20 protein-coding genes and 1 tRNA gene are annotated in these 19,319 nt (G+C 37.6%); 10 read left to right on the top strand and 11 right to left on the bottom strand.

Features of this window, described 5'->3' with window-relative positions:
• Window positions 1–28: 28 nt before the first annotated feature.
• From HHL20_RS03330 to HHL20_RS03320, 3 genes are read left to right on the top strand one after another with little or no spacing between them, the layout of a single operon-like run.
• The gene (locus tag HHL20_RS03330) at window positions 29–874 is read left to right on the top strand and encodes a prephenate dehydrogenase (RefSeq protein WP_169229765.1); all 846 of its coding nucleotides are present in this window, start codon (window positions 29–31) and stop codon (window positions 872–874) included.
• Window positions 875–921: 47 nt separating this feature from the next.
• The gene (locus tag HHL20_RS03325; protein ID WP_169229764.1) at window positions 922–1,167 is read left to right on the top strand and encodes a hypothetical protein; all 246 of its coding nucleotides are present in this window, start codon (window positions 922–924) and stop codon (window positions 1,165–1,167) included.
• A 14-nt stretch (window positions 1,168–1,181) separates the two neighbouring features.
• A complete protein-coding gene (locus HHL20_RS03320) occupies window positions 1,182–1,325 on the top strand; it encodes a PH domain-containing protein (RefSeq protein ID WP_169229763.1) in 144 nt (47 codons plus the stop codon).
• A 90-nt stretch (window positions 1,326–1,415) separates the two neighbouring features.
• Here the strand turns inward: HHL20_RS03320 and HHL20_RS03315 are convergent, their stop codons facing one another.
• From HHL20_RS03315 to HHL20_RS03285, 7 genes are all read right to left on the bottom strand, one after another.
• Window positions 1,416–2,834, bottom strand: a complete 1,419-nt coding sequence (locus tag HHL20_RS03315; protein WP_169229762.1) for an L-serine ammonia-lyase — start codon at window positions 2,832–2,834, stop codon at window positions 1,416–1,418.
• Window positions 2,835–3,055: 221 nt separating this feature from the next.
• A complete protein-coding gene (locus HHL20_RS03310) occupies window positions 3,056–4,399 on the bottom strand; it encodes an ammonium transporter (RefSeq protein ID WP_169229761.1) in 1,344 nt (447 codons plus the stop codon).
• A gap of 110 nt (window positions 4,400–4,509) precedes the next feature.
• Window positions 4,510–5,151, bottom strand: coding sequence for an alpha/beta hydrolase (locus HHL20_RS03305; RefSeq protein ID WP_169229760.1), 642 nt, complete (start codon window positions 5,149–5,151; stop codon window positions 4,510–4,512).
• Between the two features lie 82 nt (window positions 5,152–5,233).
• Window positions 5,234–5,869, bottom strand: a complete 636-nt coding sequence (locus HHL20_RS03300) for a YceI family protein (RefSeq protein WP_169229759.1) — start codon at window positions 5,867–5,869, stop codon at window positions 5,234–5,236.
• A gap of 78 nt (window positions 5,870–5,947) precedes the next feature.
• On the bottom strand, window positions 5,948–6,514 hold the full coding sequence (locus HHL20_RS03295) for a YceI family protein (RefSeq protein ID WP_169229758.1): 567 nt from the start codon (window positions 6,512–6,514) through the stop codon (window positions 5,948–5,950).
• 135 nt (window positions 6,515–6,649) lie between these two features.
• Window positions 6,650–7,699 carry a glucokinase gene (locus HHL20_RS03290; RefSeq protein ID WP_169229757.1) on the bottom strand — a complete coding sequence of 350 codons (1,050 nt, stop codon included), beginning with the start codon at window positions 7,697–7,699 and terminating at the stop codon, window positions 6,650–6,652.
• A gap of 114 nt (window positions 7,700–7,813) precedes the next feature.
• A complete protein-coding gene (locus tag HHL20_RS03285) occupies window positions 7,814–8,377 on the bottom strand; it encodes a hypothetical protein (protein WP_169229756.1) in 564 nt (187 codons plus the stop codon).
• Between the two features lie 246 nt (window positions 8,378–8,623).
• On the opposite strand from HHL20_RS03285, the gene HHL20_RS03280 reads away from it, so the two are divergent.
• Both HHL20_RS03280 and HHL20_RS03275 read left to right on the top strand, forming a co-directional pair.
• Window positions 8,624–10,003, top strand: coding sequence for a DUF1800 domain-containing protein (locus tag HHL20_RS03280; protein ID WP_169229755.1), 1,380 nt, complete (start codon window positions 8,624–8,626; stop codon window positions 10,001–10,003).
• A gap of 21 nt (window positions 10,004–10,024) precedes the next feature.
• Entirely contained in the window at window positions 10,025–11,209 is a 1,185-nt protein-coding gene (locus HHL20_RS03275) for a DUF1501 domain-containing protein (RefSeq protein ID WP_169229754.1), read from the top strand.
• 50 nt (window positions 11,210–11,259) lie between these two features.
• Here the strand turns inward: HHL20_RS03275 and HHL20_RS03270 are convergent, their stop codons facing one another.
• The 4 genes from HHL20_RS03270 to HHL20_RS03255 form a co-directional block, all read right to left on the bottom strand.
• Window positions 11,260–11,400, bottom strand: a complete 141-nt coding sequence (locus tag HHL20_RS03270) for a hypothetical protein (protein ID WP_169229753.1) — start codon at window positions 11,398–11,400, stop codon at window positions 11,260–11,262.
• Between the two features lie 54 nt (window positions 11,401–11,454).
• Window positions 11,455–12,474 (bottom strand): helix-turn-helix transcriptional regulator, encoded by a 1,020-nt coding sequence (locus HHL20_RS03265; RefSeq protein WP_169229752.1) that lies wholly within the window; start codon window positions 12,472–12,474, stop codon window positions 11,455–11,457.
• A gap of 110 nt (window positions 12,475–12,584) precedes the next feature.
• Complete coding sequence (locus HHL20_RS03260) at window positions 12,585–12,917, bottom strand: hypothetical protein (RefSeq protein ID WP_169229751.1); 333 nt, start codon at window positions 12,915–12,917, stop codon at window positions 12,585–12,587.
• A gap of 48 nt (window positions 12,918–12,965) precedes the next feature.
• Window positions 12,966–13,298 carry a HopJ type III effector protein gene (locus HHL20_RS03255; RefSeq protein WP_169229750.1) on the bottom strand — a complete coding sequence of 111 codons (333 nt, stop codon included), beginning with the start codon at window positions 13,296–13,298 and terminating at the stop codon, window positions 12,966–12,968.
• Between the two features lie 98 nt (window positions 13,299–13,396).
• Between HHL20_RS03255 and HHL20_RS03250 the strand changes: the two genes are divergently transcribed.
• From HHL20_RS03250 to HHL20_RS03230, 5 genes are all read left to right on the top strand, one after another.
• Window positions 13,397–14,779 carry an RtcB family protein gene (locus HHL20_RS03250; RefSeq protein ID WP_169229749.1) on the top strand — a complete coding sequence of 461 codons (1,383 nt, stop codon included), beginning with the start codon at window positions 13,397–13,399 and terminating at the stop codon, window positions 14,777–14,779.
• A 343-nt stretch (window positions 14,780–15,122) separates the two neighbouring features.
• A tRNA-OTHER gene (locus HHL20_RS03245) sits at window positions 15,123–15,232 on the top strand.
• A gap of 165 nt (window positions 15,233–15,397) precedes the next feature.
• Complete coding sequence (locus tag HHL20_RS03240) at window positions 15,398–17,149, top strand: hypothetical protein (RefSeq protein WP_169229748.1); 1,752 nt, start codon at window positions 15,398–15,400, stop codon at window positions 17,147–17,149.
• A gap of 287 nt (window positions 17,150–17,436) precedes the next feature.
• On the top strand, window positions 17,437–18,192 hold the full coding sequence (locus HHL20_RS03235; protein WP_169229747.1) for a nucleotidyltransferase domain-containing protein: 756 nt from the start codon (window positions 17,437–17,439) through the stop codon (window positions 18,190–18,192).
• 3 nt (window positions 18,193–18,195) lie between these two features.
• Window positions 18,196–19,293 carry a nucleotidyltransferase domain-containing protein gene (locus tag HHL20_RS03230; RefSeq protein ID WP_169229746.1) on the top strand — a complete coding sequence of 366 codons (1,098 nt, stop codon included), beginning with the start codon at window positions 18,196–18,198 and terminating at the stop codon, window positions 19,291–19,293.
• Window positions 19,294–19,319 lie beyond the last annotated feature (26 nt).

Raw genomic sequence — 19,319 nt, 5'->3', positions numbered from 1 at the left:
GGGGTTTTTTATTTTTAAAATTTAAATAATGAAGATAAGTATTATAGGAACAGGCCTCATCGGCGGATCAATTGCCTTAAAACTGAAATCAAAAGGAATAGCAGATTTTATTTATGGAATCGATAACAACACTGACCATTTGAATGAAGCGCTGAAATTAAATATAATTGATGCCCATGCAGATCTTGAATATGGAATCAGAAATTCTGATCTCATCATTCTTGCAATTCCGGTAGATGCTGCACGGAAACTCCTTCCCCAGATTCTGGATCTCATCACCGAAAAGCAGGTTGTAATGGATACGGGATCTACTAAAGCAGGAATTGTACAAGCCGTAAAAAATCATCCAAACCGATCAAGGTTTGTCGCTTTCCACCCGATGTGGGGAACCGAAAACAACGGTCCGAAATCAGCAATTTCTGAGAGCTTTGCCGGAAAAGCAGGAGTAATCTGCAATAGAGAAGAATCTTCCGAAGATGCCCTCAAAACCGTAGAAAAAATTGTTGAAAGCCTTGATATGCACACAATCTATATGAATGCGGAGGATCACGATGTACACACTGCCTACATTTCCCATATTTCACACATTACTTCCTATGCGCTGGCCAATACCGTTCTTGAAAAGGAGCGTGAGGAAGAAACCATTTTCCAGCTGGCGAGTTCGGGGTTTTCCAGCACTGTCCGGCTGGCAAAGTCACACCCGGAAATGTGGGTGCCCATCTTTAAGCAAAACAGAGAGAATGTTCTGGATGTACTCAACGAGCATATCTCTCAATTAAGAAAATTCAAATCGGCTTTAGAAAAAGAAAATTACGGGTATCTTGAAGAATTGATTTCAAACGCCAATAAAATCAGGGGAATTTTAGATAAATAATGTTTGATAATTAGTTCTTTCTTAAATTTGTTAAAAGCATCTTAACTATGAAAAATATACCTGTCAGAATCGGATGGGAACTTTTTATTCCTGTTTTTTGTATTATATTTTTCCCTGTTATTCCAGAAATCAGAAACAACAATTGGGAAATAGTTTTCGTACCTTCTGCCGTTATCGCTGTGATATTATTTCTAATATATACGATTCGTTATCAGCTGGATTCTGACTTTTTATATGTCAAAAATTCAATATTCGGCACAACAAAAATCAACATTAAAGACATTTATAAATAGAAAAAACATGGAATATGATTTCGTCTCCTGCCCCTTCGATTATGGGTAGGGTAGAAATCTATTACCAATCCGGAAGTATTGTTATTTCGCCAAAGGATTTTAATGATTTTGAACGGGATCTTCTTGCGGTAAATCCTGGGATTACGGTGAAAAAATAACTTTAAAGTAACCTAAATTACAATATTAATTGAAAATCCTCAGAACTATTTCATTCTGAGGATTTTTATTCTTTATAAATTAAGCCAATCTTAGCATTCCGCTACATTCACTGCAATTGCCAGTCCGCCCTCGGAAGTTTCCTTAAAGCGGTCGTTCATAGATAAAGCAGTTTCCCACATTGTTTGGATTACCTGGTCTAGACTTACTTTTGCTTTCGCAGGATCACTTTCCAATGCGATATTAGCAGCGGTAATTGCCTTTATGGCACCCATTGTATTCCGCTCGATACATGGAATCTGAACCAAACCTTTGATCGGGTCACAGGTCATTCCCAGATGATGTTCCATGGCGATTTCTGCAGCCATAAGAACCTGTCCGACACTGCCGCCGAGAATTTCAGTAAGTCCTGCCGCAGCCATTGCCGATGAGACCCCAACTTCCGCCTGACAGCCGCCCATTGCTGCAGAAATGGTTGCATTTTTCTTGAATAAAGTTCCGATTTCACCTGCTACCAGCAAAAAACGTACGATATCATCTTCACTCGTAAAGGGTGTAAAAGCCTGAGCATACATCAGTACGGCAGGAATAACGCCGCTCGCCCCGTTTGTAGGCGCAGTGATAATTCTTCCGAAGCTTGCGTTTTCTTCATTCACCGCCAGTGCAAAGCACGAAATCCACTTGTTGATATTGGTGAAATTTTCTTCTGCGTCAACAACCTGCTGAAACCATTCATCTTTATTTTTATAGATCTTATCTCCTAATAATTTTCTGTTGATTCCGGCAGCACGGCGCGAAACATTTAATCCTCCCGGAAGCACTCCTTCTTTATTAACACCTTTATAAATACATTCTTTGATCTGTTGCCAGATATATAATGCTTCCTGTCTGGTCTCTTCCTGTGTTCTCCAGCTTTCTTCGTTCATGAGAATCAGGTCTGAAATTTTCGTAAGACCCAGTTTTTCACAATATTTTACAATATCCGAAGATTTATGACAAGGATATAAAGTACGGATACAGTGTTTTTCAATTGACTTTTTTTCCTGGCTCATAATGAAACCTCCTCCTACGGAATAGAAGTCCTGCACAAGTTCAGTTCCGTCATCGAAAATGGCTTTGAAAATCATTCCGTTAGGATGATAATCCAGCGACTGTTTCATATTTAACACGAGATGATGGCCATAAATAAAAGGAATTTCTTTTTCGCCCCCGAGATTAATTTTTTGCGAGCTTTTTATTTCAGCTATTTTTTCATCAATTTTTGTGGTATCAATGGTTTTAAAATCTTCACCATTTAAACCCAGCATTCCGGCAATATCGGTTCCGTGTCCGATGCCCGTTTTGGCAAGAGAGCCAAAAAACTCAAGGAAAACTTCTTTCACTTCCGCAATTGACCTTTCCCTTTTTATAATCCTGATAAATGCAGAAGCTGCATTCCAGGGTCCCATTGTGTGTGAGCTGGACGGACCAATTCCCACTTTTATGATTTCAAAAACCGATATTGATTCCATATAGAAATTCTTCCTTTTCTTTAACGCAAAGATACATGATAAATCCAAATGCAAAAGCCGGAGATGAAAAATCAGCTCCGGCTTTCTAATTAAAACTATATGAACACTAGTAGATTTTTTTATATCAATGATGAATAGTCAATTTGCTTTCGCAGTTAATTTAAATTTAAACCTAATAGATTCAATATTGACCATTCACTTTCACCCTCATTATTCACTTTTCAGCAAAGGCTTTCTTCATGCTGAGAAATGTCCAGGCCGAGATTTTCTGATTCTTCCGAAACCCTCAGTGTAATTATTCTGTTTGTAATTTTATATAAAAGCAATGATCCGAAAAAGGTAAATACGGAAACCAACAACAATGCAGCCATGTGATGGGCAAAAACTTCCAGTCCGCCATGAAGAAGGCTTGCATTTTCTCCGTGGGCAAAAATCGCAGTGAGGATCATTCCCATAATTCCGCCGACGCCATGACAGGCAAAGACATCAAGCGTATCGTCTATTTTTTTCAGCGCTTTCCAGTTCATCATCATATTAGAAACAATTGCAGAAATAAATCCGATAAATAAGCTTTCAGAAACCGAAACAAAACCACATCCCGGTGTAATGGCGACCAAGCCTAACACTGCACCGATGCATGCTCCCAAAGCAGAAACTTTTCTTTTATTGATACGGTCGAAAAAGATCCAGGTCATCATCGCAGAAGCAGAGGCGATCGTTGTTGTTCCGAACGCTGTGGCTGCAGTAGCATTGGCACTAAGTGCAGAACCCGCATTAAAACCGAACCATCCGAACCAAAGCATTCCCGTTCCCAGTAAGACATAAGAAATATTAGAGGGCTCATGATGTGGTCTTTTTCTGTTTCCTACAACCATTGCACCGGCAAGTGCCGCAAAACCCGCGCTCATGTGAACAACCGTTCCTCCTGCAAAGTCTTTCACGCCGAAATATTTATTCAGCAATCCGTCCGGATGCCAAACCATATGACAAAGCGGCGTATAAATAAAGATACTGAAAAGCACCATGAACAAAAGGTAGGAAATGAAACGTACCCGTTCGGCAAAAGACCCTGTAATCAAAGCAGGCGTGATCACGGCAAATTTCATCTGAAATAAAGCAAAAAGAATAAACGGAATAGTAGAGGCCATCTGTTTGTGAGGCAACACCCCTACCCTGCTGAAAAACGGGTAGCTCATCGGATTACCTATAATACCATAATGTTCTCCATTTATAGTAAAGCCAATGGAATCGCCAAAGGCTAGGGAGAAACCAATCACCACCCAAAGGATAGAAATTACTCCCAGTGCAATAAAACTCTGCAGCATAGTTGAAATTACGTTTTTCTTTCCTACCATTCCTCCGTAAAAGAAGGAAAGTCCGGGAGTCATAAGTAAAACCAAACCGGCAGCAGCAAGAATCCAAGCGACATCGGCGCCAACAATTTTATCTTCACTAAGAAATTCTCCGGTATTCGGAAAATCTGCAATAGGACTCCAGAATAAACCGCCTACTGCAACCAATGTTATAATGGAAAATGAAACAATCCATTTTAAACCAACTGTCATAAATTCATGTATTACCCCTTCAAAAGTAAGAATAAATTTTCAAAAAAAAACATATAAAATATTTTTTAACCCCCTAAAAATTATGGCATATTTTAAATTTTAGTAATAAATTAATCAAATACCCCTTTTAAAATATTTGATACTTCTTTAGATTTAGTTGCAGGAAAAAGATGAGTTCCTCCTTTGATAATATAATCTGGCCGACAGTTTTTAATGGGAAAAACAATGTCTTTATCCCCCAGAATCTGGATAACATCCGGATTTTCATCAAATTTCCAGTCGGATATTTTTTCAATAGACCATTTAAGGTAATACGGATCTCTTACCTGAAAATATTGTAGGATTTTAGGATTTTTAGGATCAAAAAATTTTCTGAACATCGAATAGATACTGGTTGTCTTTTCATTGAAAAGCCTTACCGGTAAGAGTTTCGGAATCCTGGTAATCTGTCCGGTCTTTATGAGTACTGATTTTTCCTTATCCGATCTGATGCTGCCCAGGATGACCACTTTCCGGGCTGGCTTTAGTTTATTTATTTCCTGAACCAGAATTCCGCCAAAAGAATATCCCAACAGATAAAACGGCTCCGAATCATCAATTTTTTCAGCCATTCTCTCAACATAATCCAGAAATTCTTCATTCTGCTCAGGAATCAGCCAATCGATAAAAACAACTTCATGATGTTTGGGAAACTGTATTTTTTCCAGCACTTTAAAATCTGCGCCCAGTCCGCTTACTACATATATTTTCATACTACTAAAATAAAAAATTAAGACAAAAAAAATGAGCGGTTTCAGAAGAAATCGCTCATTGATTTATATAAAGACGGATGTCTTATTTTTTCTTTTTAACAGGGGTTCTGTTTTCGTTATCCAATTTCTCTGTTGAAATCTTAAACTGAATATCCATTTCGTTCTTAATAAAGTAATCTTTAAGAGAAGACTGATAGAATACTTTGAAATCTCTTCTGTTCAGAGAGAATTTTGCAGATTCTATTACTACCGTAAACTGTGTGATATAAACGTTTGCAGGGAAAGTAATTGTTTTTCTTACTCCTTTTATCGTTATATCACCATAAACTGTAGAGTTATAATCGCTGTTTGCCAGTGGAATAATCTTCGTTAAATGGAATTTCGCCAACGGAAACTTTTTAACATCGAAGAAATTGGTGCTTTTAAGATCATTCGTTAGTTTTACCATATCTTCATCCTGGCTTGAAACATCACCTGCCATAATCGACTTCATATCGATCACAAATTCTCCGTCTACAAGAACGGTTTTATCAAAAGTAAACTTTCCGCTTTTCAGCTTTACGGTCCCCGAGTGCGTTGTAGGAACTGTTTTCACTACTTTATATCCCCACCATCTGATCTCCGACGATGTTACTTTTACCACTTTATCTCCTTTCTTCTGACCGAAAACAAATGACATGCATACACACATCATAGCAAACAATAGTAATCTTTTCATTCTTTTTTATTTACAATTCAACAAAAATAAAAAAAAGTGTAGAACTTCTACACTTTTAACAATCTTTTTTTGATTAAATTATTTTGCTGTTACTTTTACCTGCAAATCCATGTCATCTTTCACAAGAACATCCTGCATGGTAGATTTGTATGCAACATCAAATTTTTGTCTGTCGATTGAGAATTTATTTGACATTAAGCTTACTGTTCCGTTGGCATACGTAATTTTTGCAGGGAAAGAAATCGCGTTTGTTTTTCCTTTCACCGTTAAATTACCTGTTACTAAAGAATTGTATACTTTATCATTATTCTTTTTCACACCTGTAATTTTGAAAGTTGCAGTAGGATATTTTTCTACCTCAAAGAAATCTCCGTTTTTAAGGTGCCCGTTCAGCTTCTGCTGATATTCGCCGGAAAGATCGGTTGAATTGATAGAAGTCATATCTAATACAAATGTACCTCCAACCAACTGGTTACCTTTCATTACCATTTCACCGGATTTTACTTTTACGGTTCCGTTGTGAGAACTCGCTTCAGATTTTGCGATTTTGTAACCCCACCACTGAACATCAGAGCTTACTACTTTTTTTGCCTGTCCGAATGCTAAACCACTCGCTAAAACTGCTAATAGGAATATTTTTTTCATTGATAAAAAATTATTTGCTTGTTTATTATTTACTGATGCAAATGTAATCAACAGAAACGATAGATTTCATTGATGTATATCAATTAATGCAATAATTTTTATAAATAAAAAACTCCGGAAATCCGGAGCTTAAAGTTAGTCTTGATAATAAGCGGTGTATAGCGCTGCGCCATTCAAAGCTGTATTTTCATTTTTATTCAGATAAATCGGAATGTTTCTCAGCATTTCTTCCATTTTATCACTGATCTTGAATTTTTCGTAGAACTTATCCTTATCAATGTAGGACCTGATTTCCTGTGGAATATCGCCGGAGATTAATAAACCTCCTGTTGCCTTCAGTTTTAAGGTAAGGTTATTTGCCTCTCTTGCAAGAAACTCTATAAAGGTATCTAAAGCGATTTTACAGATCAGTACATCATCTTCCACGGCCGCTTTATAAAGTTCCTGTACGAAATTTCCTTCTGACAGTCTTTCGGCAAGCCATTCCGGTTCGGGATGTCTTTTTACGTCTCTTAAAAAACGGTAGATATTAAATAATCCTGTTTTGGACAATACATTTTCCCAGCTTACAATTCCATAGATATTGTTCAGGAACTGGTAGAACTCTACCTCTACATTGGTTCTCGGGGAGAATTCGGAGTGTCCGCCTTCCGTTGCGAAAGGTCTTATGTATTTGCCGTCGAAAAAGTACCCTGCTTCTCCAAGTCCGTTTCCGGGAGCGAGGATGGCAACATTTCCTTTTTCAAGATTTCCGCTGGTGTAGATAGGATCAAGATCGGAATCTTCCAGAAGTCCCATTCCGTATGCTGAAGCTTCCTGATCGTTAAGCATATCTGCTTTTTCAAAATTAAAATCTCTTTTAAAATCTTCAATATCAAGATTCCACCCCAGTCGTATCGGATTACTCTTCCCGTTAATCACCGGGCCGGGTACAGCCACACTAAGTCTCTTTACATTTTCCAGCATGTTATCCTGGATAAATTTCCTTAAAATGTCTGCAAATGAAGCATATTCTTTGGTTGGATAACTGTTTTGGATTTTAACCTCAAGGCCTCCGTTGGCGGAAATAAAATGACCTAAAGTTGTAATATCTTCACGAAGGTTTGCGCCAATGATTGAAATGTTATCATTGCCAGCATTTTTTGCTCCTGGTAAATAAAGCGGAAATTTCGGATTCAAAATCATAACCTCAAATTTTATCAAATATAATAATACTTTTCGTAAATTTTCGTTAGAAATAAAAAACCTTCTCAAAAACTCGAAAAGGTTTGGCTAATAATTGCTTATATTTAAATCTAACTACTTTCCTAATGGAATGTTGTAGGAAAATCCTACACCCAGGTTGCCAACATTATAGTCCTGACCCGGCAAATCTCCTTTGCTTCCTACAAATACTTTCTGGTACTGCACGAAAAAGTTCCAGTCCTGGTTATGATATCCGATCTCCGGCTTGATGTAAAAACCGCCATCCGGTCTGTCAAGAGAAGCATTAGAAGCTACCTTATCATTACCAACAAGGAAACCATATCCTAAGTCAGTCCCAAAATAGAAACCTGTCTGTTTCGGATAAATTCTGATCAGCGCACCCACAGGAACTACCCCTACATCGTTATTGCTGTATCCGTTGTTATCTTTTCCAAAATAATGAGTATATCCTGTAGCAATCCCCAATCCGAATCCCGGAGTCACAAGGTTTTGATATGCTACATCCACACCTACTGCCATTGATGTATTATCAGAAGGAACTGCTAAACCAACATTTGCTCCTACTTTAATCATATTATTCATCTGTGCACTCTGCGCACTCAAAGCTCCAGCAGTAAAAATTCCGGCAAATAAAATTGCATGTTTTAACATTTTCATAACTCTGATTTTTTAATTTTACTAAGCTGAAAACTGTAAAAATCGTGCCAACCAGGGCGTCTACAACAGTTTTACATTTAAACATAATTACAAAACAATGATTTTCAATACATTAAATTTATTAAAATTTAAATGATTGTTTAATTATATGACAAAAACCCATTTAAGCTTGTTATATTAACAATTGTTAACCGTTGTAATTTTTAACCTTATCACCATAACACCATCCAAAAACAAAATACAGCTATGACAGTCCTGTCAATTATCCACAATAAACATCTGCTTTGGCGCGCAGGCTTTGGAGCAGCAATCAACCAGTTTGAAGACCTGAAAAACAAGTACTCCAAAACGTTATTGGATGAACTTCTGAAAGAAGAGACTTTTACGTATATCAATTATGATACGCCCGATACCGAAATTGTAGATTATATGAACGATAAATCTCCGGCAGAAAAGAGAAAAGAAATCCAGAAGATCAACCGCCGGCAGAATGAAGAACTAAACCTGAATTTCCTTTATAAAATGGTAACCGGTACGGAACAGCTAAGAGAAAAAATGGCTTTTTTCTGGCACGGACACTTCGCTTCAAGAGTACAGAATCCAAAGTTCAACCGGCAAATCCTGAATATTATCCGAAAAAATGCGCTGGGAAATTTCAGGGATCTTTTATTCGAAGTAAGCAAAGCTCCTGCTATGCTGGGTTTTCTTAACAACCAGCAAAATAAAAAAGATCATCCCAATGAAAATTTTGCACGGGAAGTAATGGAGCTGTTCACAATGGGCAGAGGAAATTATACGGAGAAAGACATTCGGGAAGGTGCAAGAGCTTTTACAGGTTGGGGCTACGATAAAGAAGGAAATTTCCAGGAAAGAAAAAAACTCCATGATGAAGGATCAAAAACATTTTTAGGAAAAACCGGAAACTTTACGGGGAATGATGTGTTAGATATTATTCTTGAACAGAAAGCCACAGCCAGATTTATTACAGCAAAAATTTACCGCTTTTTTGTCAATGAAACTGAAGATAAGGCCATTATTGACCAGCTTGCAGATCATTTTTACAAATCCGGTTATGATATCCGGAAACTGATGATCGAAATATTTTCAAGCTCATGGTTTTATGATCAGAAAAATATCGGAAACAGAATAAAATCACCGATAGAACTGATGGCCGGAATCATGCGTACATTACCGATGAATATTCAGAATCCGGAAAATCTCATTGTTTACCAGAAATTACTGGGACAGATGCTTTTATATCCGCCGAATGTCGCGGGCTGGCCCAACGGAAAATCCTGGATCGACAGCTCTACGTTGATGTTAAGACTCCAGATTCCCCAGATCTGGTCGGGATTACGGCCCTTAGAATACAGACCACGGCCGGATGATGATATCGATATGGGAATGAAATCCCCGGAAAATGCAATGAATAAATCGTTTAAAAATCCAAATATTACGATTGACTGGCAACGTGTGGAAAAATTTTTCAACGGAAAAAATCCTGAAGAATATCTGATTCAGAGCTCAAAATCTTTAGACTTGGATTCTGTGAAAAACTTTTCAGACAACAGTATTAAAATGAATGTTATTAATCTGATGTGCACTCCTGAATATCAGTTGATGTAATGTAACCTAAAACCCAGCCTTATGCTAATCAAAAGAAGAGAATTCCTGAAAATAAGCTCATTAGCGACCGCTTCATTACTGATGCCGAATTTCCTTAAAGCGATGACGTTCGACGAAGCGCTGGAGCCTAACCAGAAAATACTGATCGTCCTGCAGTTCACAGGAGGAAACGACGGCCTCAATACGATTATTCCGGTGCGGAATGACATCTATTTTAAAGAAAGAAACAGCATTGCCATTAATAATTCGCTGGCTTTGAACGATGAAACAGGAATCAATCCTGCTCTTTCTTATTTTAAAGAACTGTATGACAGCGGCGAACTTTCGGTCATGAACAATGTAGGGTATCCTAATCCGGATAAATCGCACTTCAGAAGCATGGATATCTGGCATTCCGCCAGCAAAAGCGATGAATACCTGGACACAGGCTGGCTCGGAAGGTTTCTCGATGAAGAATGTTACCGTTGCGAGCATCCGACCCAGGCTTTGGAAGTAGATGATATGCTCAGTCTTGCGTTAAAAGGTGAAAAAAATAAAGCTTTTGCATTTAAAGATCCTAAAAGACTGTACCAAACCAGCCAGGAAAAATATTTCAAATCGCTCTATGATCATCATCACGACGATGAAACGGTTTCCTATCTCTATCAAACACTGGGTTCCACCATCAACAATGCCGGATATATTTTTGAAAAGAGCAAGGCGAAACAGACAACACAAGCCTACCCCAATTCACAGCTCGGAAAAGATTTTAAAACAGTTGCTTCTTTAATTAAATCTGATATTAACACAAGGGTTTATTACCTTTCCATCGGAAGTTTTGATACGCACGTCAATCAAAATGAAAGACAGCAAAAGTTGTTCAGTGATATTAATGAAGCCGTAAAATCTTTCGTAGCAGATATGAAAAGCAATGGCCTTTTTGATAATATTTTACTGATGACGTTTTCGGAATTCGGACGGCGGGTTGCTCAGAATGCCAGCAAGGGAACTGATCACGGGACAGCCAACCAGATGTTTTTTATCAGTGGCGGACTGAAGAAAAAAGGAATTCTGAATCCACTACCCGATCTCACAAAGCTGAATGAAGGCGATCTTATTTACTCTGAAGATTTCAGAAAAGTCTATGCAACTGTTCTTAAAAACTGGCTGAAGGCAGATTCGTCAAAAGTATTAGGCTGGAAAAACGGTATTTACGATTTTGTATAAAAAAAAGAGGTGTTGTTCATAACACCTCTTTTTTCACAATATTAAATTAGCTACTCCCAATTTTGTACAGGAACCCGCCTTTTATCTTCAGCTGGTTTTTCATCAAACTTTTCAGCTATTTTTTTAATTACAAATTCTATCACCAAAGGTGCTACCACTGCTACCACAGCTTTTAATATTCTTGATTTCATATTATTATTTTTGTATTTTGGGTAATACAATTTCCAAGCCACAAAGAATTTGTTCTAGTCCCCACCTTCTAAATCCAGGTTATTATAATTATTAAATCCCGCTCTGAATTTCTCCTGCATTCTCATTCTCAGTTTCTTTGGCTGATGCACGATAAGACATTCACCAAAGCCTAATAACAGGCGCTCCAGTTCATAATTGATCTGCACACAGATTTTAAACAATGTCCCCTCTTCTGTTTCACTAACAATTTCCTGACTTTTATGAAATGGTTTTGTTTTCACATAAGGCGCGTTGGAGGCATCAACAAAAAAAACAACATTCCGGGGTTTGATTGTCTCGGAAACGGTGACGCCTACGATATCCTTGAAGTATTCATCTCCGTCAAGATTCCGTTCCATATACTCTGCTTTTTCTTCCTGTTCAATATGCTCTATGCGGTCCAGAGCAAGGTTATACATTTTCCCTTTGTAGACACATACTAAGAACCAGCGGTTATTGTATTCTTTTAGAAGCTGCGGATGAACGGTGAAAATATTCGCGTCTCTTGCGGTAAAGCTTTTGTATAAGATGCGGAGCACCTTTTTGCCGATAATGCTTTCGTAAAGAATATCGATATGCTCAAGGCCTTTCAGCTGCTCGTTTTTATCGAGGTGAATGATCGATTTGTGATGAGTTGCATGAATTGAATCTTCCAGTTTCTGGATGACCCCGTTCATTTCTTTAAACATGGAAAAATCTTTGAACTGCTTCAAAATCTGTACTGCATTATTCATTGCTTTGAGGTCACTTTCATTGACGGAAATGTTGTGAATGCTGTAATTGGGATCGCTGTATCGGTAATATTTCCTTTCGTACACTTCAATCGGAGCCTCATACCCGAATTTTTCACTGCGCATATTCTGCAGGTCGAGCTGCACCGTGCGTCTGCTTACAAAAGATTCTTTTCCCTCGTACTCAAACAGTGCTTCAGAACATTCATCGATAAGATCTTCCAGCGTGTATTTCCGGAATTTGTTTTTTAAGCATTTATCAAGCGTTTTGTAGCGGATCAGGGCGTTTTTGTTGGATGACATTGTTTTTAAATTAATAAGTGCTATATTTCAGGTCAAACCTTATAGGTTTTAAAAACCTATAAGGTTTCTCCACCATAAAATTAAAATAAGATGGAGTTTCCTAACCGTATTTACCTGAAATCTTCCCCAGTAATGGTTTTATAAAAATGATCGGTTGAATAAATCCTTCCTTTATATTCAAATCTTTTATAAAATGGATTAACTTCGACTGAATAATCTTTTGAGCCATCAGGATAAATCCTAAACTTTATTTTTAAAATCTCTTCATTCACTTCTTCAATAGTATCAAGATTAAAATGGGAAAGTAGTGGAAGAATTTCCTCACCTGTCGCTGCATTTTCCAATCCGAAACCGTTAATCCATAACGACATTCTAAACTCATTCATCTCTGTAATAAGTTTGAAGTTTCTGTTGCACAATATTTTCTCTTGTCTGTACCTCATTTACAATTGGCTTTTTTCGAAAGAGTTATAAATCCTATATATAAATTTCTATTTTCTTTGCAGAGCTTTTCCTTCAAAAGAAACTCCGTCCCATCCAAACTCCATAAAGTTTCTGATATTCTGATGATCACTTCCGTCCGGATTTTTTAATACATCTTCCCTGTAAAATTCACCGAAAAGATTCAGGGTCTCCTGTTTACTTAAATCAAGCAGTTGCGCAAAACCAAACACTTTGCACGAACCGTTGTTTTGATTGGCTTCATTTACTGTATTTCCATTGGTGAATCTTGTAGGGGTGAAATCATAATGCTCGTCAATAAAGGCTATGACATTCTTAAACTGAATTTCTTCGGGCGCGTTTTCTAACTGTTCAAACAACATTTTATCTAAATTTTCTCAAAAATAATCAAAATAATCCCAACTGCGCAAAAAGATTGCACACTTGTACTCTTACTTTGCATCAATAAAAAGATAAGAACATGGAATTTAACGGAACTCATTTAATCGAATTAGGATACAGACCTGCAAAATGGTTTAAAGAAGCAATCGAATTCATTAATGAAAATAATTTAGACGAACATCAAATCAAAATATACCTGGAACAATTTAAGCAGCCTGAACTGATTCCGCTTCATGAAACGGCCAAAGATTTTGTGATCAACATCAGAGCCGAACACGAAAGCGAAAATGACAATGTGGAAAAAGTAATCAACACCATGAAAGTTTTGATGAAAACACCTACGCTAATTGACGGAGCGATCATGCCGGACGCCTGTCCTACAGGTCCTGCAGGGCATATTCCTGTCGGAGGAGTGGTTGTGGCAAAAAATGCCATTCATCCCGGATTTCATAGTGCGGATATCTGCTGTTCGGTCATGTTGACGGATTTTGGAAAGGCAGATCCTAAAGAAGTATTAGATATCGCCCATTCCGTTACTCATTTCGGATACGGAGGAAGACCGAGAGGTGAACAGATGCCAATGTCTCAGGAATTAATGGATGCTTTCAGGGAAAATGATTTCCTGAATGACGAAAAACTGATCAGCATTGCCCGTTCGCATATGGGAACACAGGGAGACGGAAACCATTTCCTGTTCGTCGGAATTTCAAAAAATACCGGAAACACCATGTTGGTAACGCATCACGGTTCCAGAGCTCCGGGTGCGGCTTTGTATGATAAGGGAATGAAAGTCGCCAACAAATTCAGGATGGAAATTTCCCCGGACACATTAAAGGAAAACGCATGGATTCCCTATGATACGGAAGAAGGAAAACAATATTGGGAAGCTTTACAGCTGATCAGACAATGGACCAAGGAAAACCATACATCCATTCATGATGCAGTTTTAAACAAAATGAACATCGAGAAAGAAGACCGGTACTGGAATGAGCATAATTTCGTTTTCCGAGATGGAGATCTGTTCTACCACGCCAAAGGAGCAACACCATTGGATGATAAATTTTTACCGGATATTACCGGACCAAGATTGATTCCACTGAACATGGCAGAACCGGTTCTGATTGTACAGGGAACAACAAACGAAAGAAATCTTGGTTTTGCGCCGCACGGAGCAGGAAGAAACTTCAGCAGAACCCAGCATAAAAAATCGCTGGCCCATAAAACGATTGAAGAAGTTTTTGCAGAAGAAACCCAGGGGCTGGATGTCCGTTTCTTTACCCATGATATTGATATTTCAGAACTTCCAACCGCTTATAAAAGTGCCAAAAATGTACGGGCACAGATCGAAGAATACGGATTGTGTGAAGTGCTGGATGAAGTGATGCCTTACGGATGTATCATGGCGGGTGACATTCAGAAGAATGCGCCTTGGAAGAAAAAGAAGAAGTTTAGGAAAGCGTAAAATTTCTTTTGTCTTGAAACAAAAGAAACAAAAATTCAAAACCTGGAAACTTCCGCTAAAAATTAAAACTTAATCCTAAAATTCCCAAAACTTGCGCGAATTCAAGATAAGTTCTTAGGTTCAAAAGTGCAGTCGCACTTCAGACAGTGGAAATTTTTTAACGGATTAAATTTTAATATTCTTAACGCTACATTTTCCTAAGTCGGATTATTAAGATTAAGAATTCAAAATTATTCGTAAAAACAGATTAAGAGCAATACGTTAACAAAAAGAAAACTAATACCCGAAGAACCTTGCAGGTGTAAAAGCCTGTAGGTTTAATGAAAATATTAATCATAAGGTAGGAACAGTAGCTCAGATGGTAGAGCAACAGATTACTTTTCGCTTTTTGGCAAATAAAGTTCCTGTAAACGTCAAAGTTGTGGGTCGCAGGTTCGAGTCCTGCCTGTTCCTCAAAACACAATTTAGGTAAAATTTAAAGAACTTTAAGGCAAAGGGAGTTCCTATATTTTTGGAAAATTACTCCCCGCTTTTTTAGAAACTATAGGTAAAAGGAGTTCCTATAATACCTCACTTTTAATGTATCTTACTCCTAACTTATTTTTTAAACTAAAAACAATGAAAACATTAAAATTATTCAACGCTGTACTGGCAAAAGAGTCGGATGCCGGATTATTTATTTCACAGGATGGTTTCATCATCGAACCTCATGCAATGTGGGCAAAAAAAGAAATTATTTCTTACTACGCTAAAGAAAAGCTGAATGGAAATGATCTCAACAAAACCTTCCATAAGTCGTGGCAGAAGATTAAAGAAAGTACAAGATTCGAACTGTTTATGGAACAGATATTTCATTATTTTTCAACGTACGGAAGTAAATTTCAGGGCGAAGTCTATATTCCGGATGAAGTATTGAATATCCCGGATCTGAAGCTGAATTTCAAAGTAATTAAAGCATATTCCGAAGAAGAACTTCAGGAAAAATGTCTTGCTATTCTGAGATCAGGAATTGCATTGAAAGAAGAAACGATTGATGATTTACTATCCATTCTGCACAACGAACTGGAATATGATTTCACAGGAAAAGAAAATATCAGAAACAAAGAAGCCATCATAAAAATTGCCGACCGTTACGATGTTTATCCCGAAAATAATGTTGAATTTTTGCGTTATGTGATCTACAAAACCACTAGAGAAACATTATTAATTAAAAACGATGATTTAATTAATGATATTAAGCAAAGTAAATTCAATCCGACTTATCTTTTTGAAAGTTTCGGACTGGAAAAAATGGCGGAAATTTTTAACCGTTTCAAACCTTTATTTTTAGCTTATAAAAACAGAGCACCAAAGGTGATTAATAAAATTTCAAAATTGTCGAAAATTTATCACAAACCATTAATTTCTAATCCATTGAATAACGCAACCAATATATTACTGGAAAATAGCGATCTGCAATGGTTGGAAAATGCCACTCCGTTTGCATTGTTTAAAGCTTTATCGGCTTGTTATTCAAGAATGTACGGTCAAGATACTTTTGTGTACAGAATCCGAAACGGAAAATCATGGACGAAAAAATCTATCGGAACTTCCGTGAATGAACTGAACTACGATTTTATCTTAAGCTATTTAAAATCAAAGTATCGTTTTGAAGGAAAGAAATTCTATTTCCCTGAAGACATAGAATTTGCGTTACCGACTTCTGAAAAGATGTTTGTAGGAAATATTCCGACGGGAACAAGATTCTTTGGTGAAAGATTAGCTATAGGAATTTACTGGGAAAACGCTTGGGGAGCTTATGATCTTGACCTTTCGGGATTAAATATTGCCGGAAAAATCGGATGGAATGCAGCTTATAACCAAAATTCATGTCAGCTGATGTATTCCGGAGATATGACTTCCGCGCCAAAAGGTGCTGTAGAATATCTTTACGCAAACAGAGGCTTAATGGCTCCGACTCTGGTAATGAACAACGTTTTCAACGGAAACAGCGACTGCGGATATAAAATTGTTATCGGAAAAGGCGATGCTGTTTCTTACGATTATATGATGAATCCGAACCATCTTTTTGCGGAAGCAAAATGTAATTCCGTACAAAAGCAGACCGTTTTAGGAATGTTGTTGCCAAAAGATGGAAAACAGTGTTTCGTATTGCTGAATTTCGGAGCGGGACACGCTCATGTTTCAGGAAATACAGAAATCTCCCTGATGGCGACGAACGCATTGTATCAGCAATGGTACGAACCTATGTCTTTTAATCTTTTGATGTCGGAATTGGGGGCCAAAATCGTTTCTGATAAAGAAGAAGCTGACTTTGATTTTTCTTTGGAAAGTCTGGAGAAAGATAGTTTTACAAGAATTTTCGCATAGTAAATTCAGGCTAAATCTGCATAATATTGTATCACAAGAATGTAACGCAAAGTCTTATGTTCTACTGTATCCATTAAAGAGAGCAGAGAATGGATCAGCAAGCTAATCTGATTAGGCAAATGTCTATAAGTAAGCTTCATCAAAGGCTTTGCCGTCATGCTTTGCTCCTTATAAGTAAAAGATTTTAGAAAAAAACTTTGCGTTACAAAAAGTATAAAATATAAAAAAATAATCCTGCGTAAAAAGATTGCGCAGGGTGTTTTTTATTTTGTATCAAATTTGAAATCATGACACCAAAAATAATAGAAAAATTAAAAGAAGTCGAGGAAAAACGCGGTATAGAAATACTTCTTGCCGTAGAATCCGGGAGCCGTGCCTGGGGATTTGCATCTCCCGACAGCGATTACGATATACGCTTTATCTACCGTCACGAAAAGGATTGGTATCTTTCCCCTTGGGATAAGGATGAAACAATAGAATTCATGACAGAGGATGATCTGGATGGTTCCGGATGGGATCTCAGGAAAACTTTTCACTTACTGCTGAAGTCAAATGCGGCTTTGTTAAGCTGGTTTTACTCTCCTATCATCTATGTGAAAGATGAAAAGTTTTATGAACTGTTCAAACCTTTGGCAAACGAGTGTTTTTCTCCGATAGCCGTTTCTTATCATTATCTGAGCATGAGCAAAAAATATCTCGAAGCCTGCAGAAACGACGAAGTAAAACTAAAATCTTATTTCTACTGCCTCCGAACAACATTAACCGGAAAATGGATATTGGAAAAAGGAACGGTTCCCCCTGTTTTGTTCAGTGAGCTGCTTGTGTTGGTAGATGATTTAACCAGAATAAAAATAGAAAATCTGATCGCCTTAAAAGCTATGAAAGGAGAATCATATTACCATCCAAACGACTGGGAACTTTTCGGTTTTTTAGAAAAAACACTACTGGATAATGAAGAAAAAGCTAAAAATCTGAAGGCAGCAAATATGGATAAGAATGAAATGGAAAGAGTTTTCAGAGAAATATTAAATAGTACTACATAAGTTATGACCATAAGAACATTAACATCCCGAAACCTCATCCTTTTCGAAGCGATCTCCGGAAGCCGGGCTTTCGGACTGGCTACGGAAAACTCGGATACTGATATCCGTGGTGTATATTTTGTTCCGAGGGAAGATTTTTTCGGGCTAAACTATATTCCGCAGGTCTCCAATGAAACCAATGATATTACGTATTACGAAATCGGAAGGTTTGTTGAGCTTCTGCAGAAGAACAATCCGAATATACTGGAAGTACTGGCTACTCCGGAAGATTGCATACAGTCTAAACATCCGTTAATGGGTTTGTTGAAACCTGAAGATTTCCTATCCAAATTGTGTAAAGACACATTTGCGGGATATGCGATTTCACAGATTAAAAAAGCAAAAGGACTCAACAAAAAAATTCTGAACCCGATGGATAAAGAAAAGAAATCCATTCTCGATTTCTGCTATATTTTGCGGGATCAGGGTTCCGTTCCATTGAAAAAGTGGTTGCGGGAATTCCCCTCCTCTGGAGGGGTGTCCGAAGGACGGGGTGTTTTACAACAGGAAAAATGCGGGCTGGTAAATATAGATAACACCAAAGGAATGTTTGCGCTTTTCTCTGATGAATCGGGAGATTTACACTATAAAGGAATTATTCAGCATGAAGAGGCCAATGAGGTTTCGGTTTCTTCGGTTCCGAAAGAGGAAAAACCTATTGCCTACATGTTCTGTAACCTGGATGCGTATTCTGCCTACTGCAAAGACTACCGCGAGTATTGGAAGTGGGTTTCCGAACGCAATGAAGACCGCTACAATGTCAACCAAAACCACGGACAGAATTATGACAGCAAAAATATGATGCATACCATCCGTCTCCTGCAGTCATGCGAGCAGATTTTCAAAACAGGCTCTCTGAATATCCGTGTAGAAAACCGTGAGGAACTGCTGGATATTAAAGCCGGAAACCGTTCATACGATGAGGTTATGAAAAAAGCGGAGGAACTTATAAAATCTATAGAATTTTATTATTCAGGCTCAAAGCTTCCGGAATTTCCAGATATCAAAAAAACAACAAAGATACTTACAGAAATCAGGGAAGAACTTTATATAAAAATATAATCATTTTATCTCTGAACACTTAAAAT

This window comes from Chryseobacterium cheonjiense, from assembly GCF_012927265.1.
Lineage (GTDB): Bacteria > Bacteroidota > Bacteroidia > Flavobacteriales > Weeksellaceae > Chryseobacterium > Chryseobacterium cheonjiense.
Note: the sequence above shows the minus strand (reverse complement) of the source record. Positions and strands in the feature narration are given on the sequence as shown.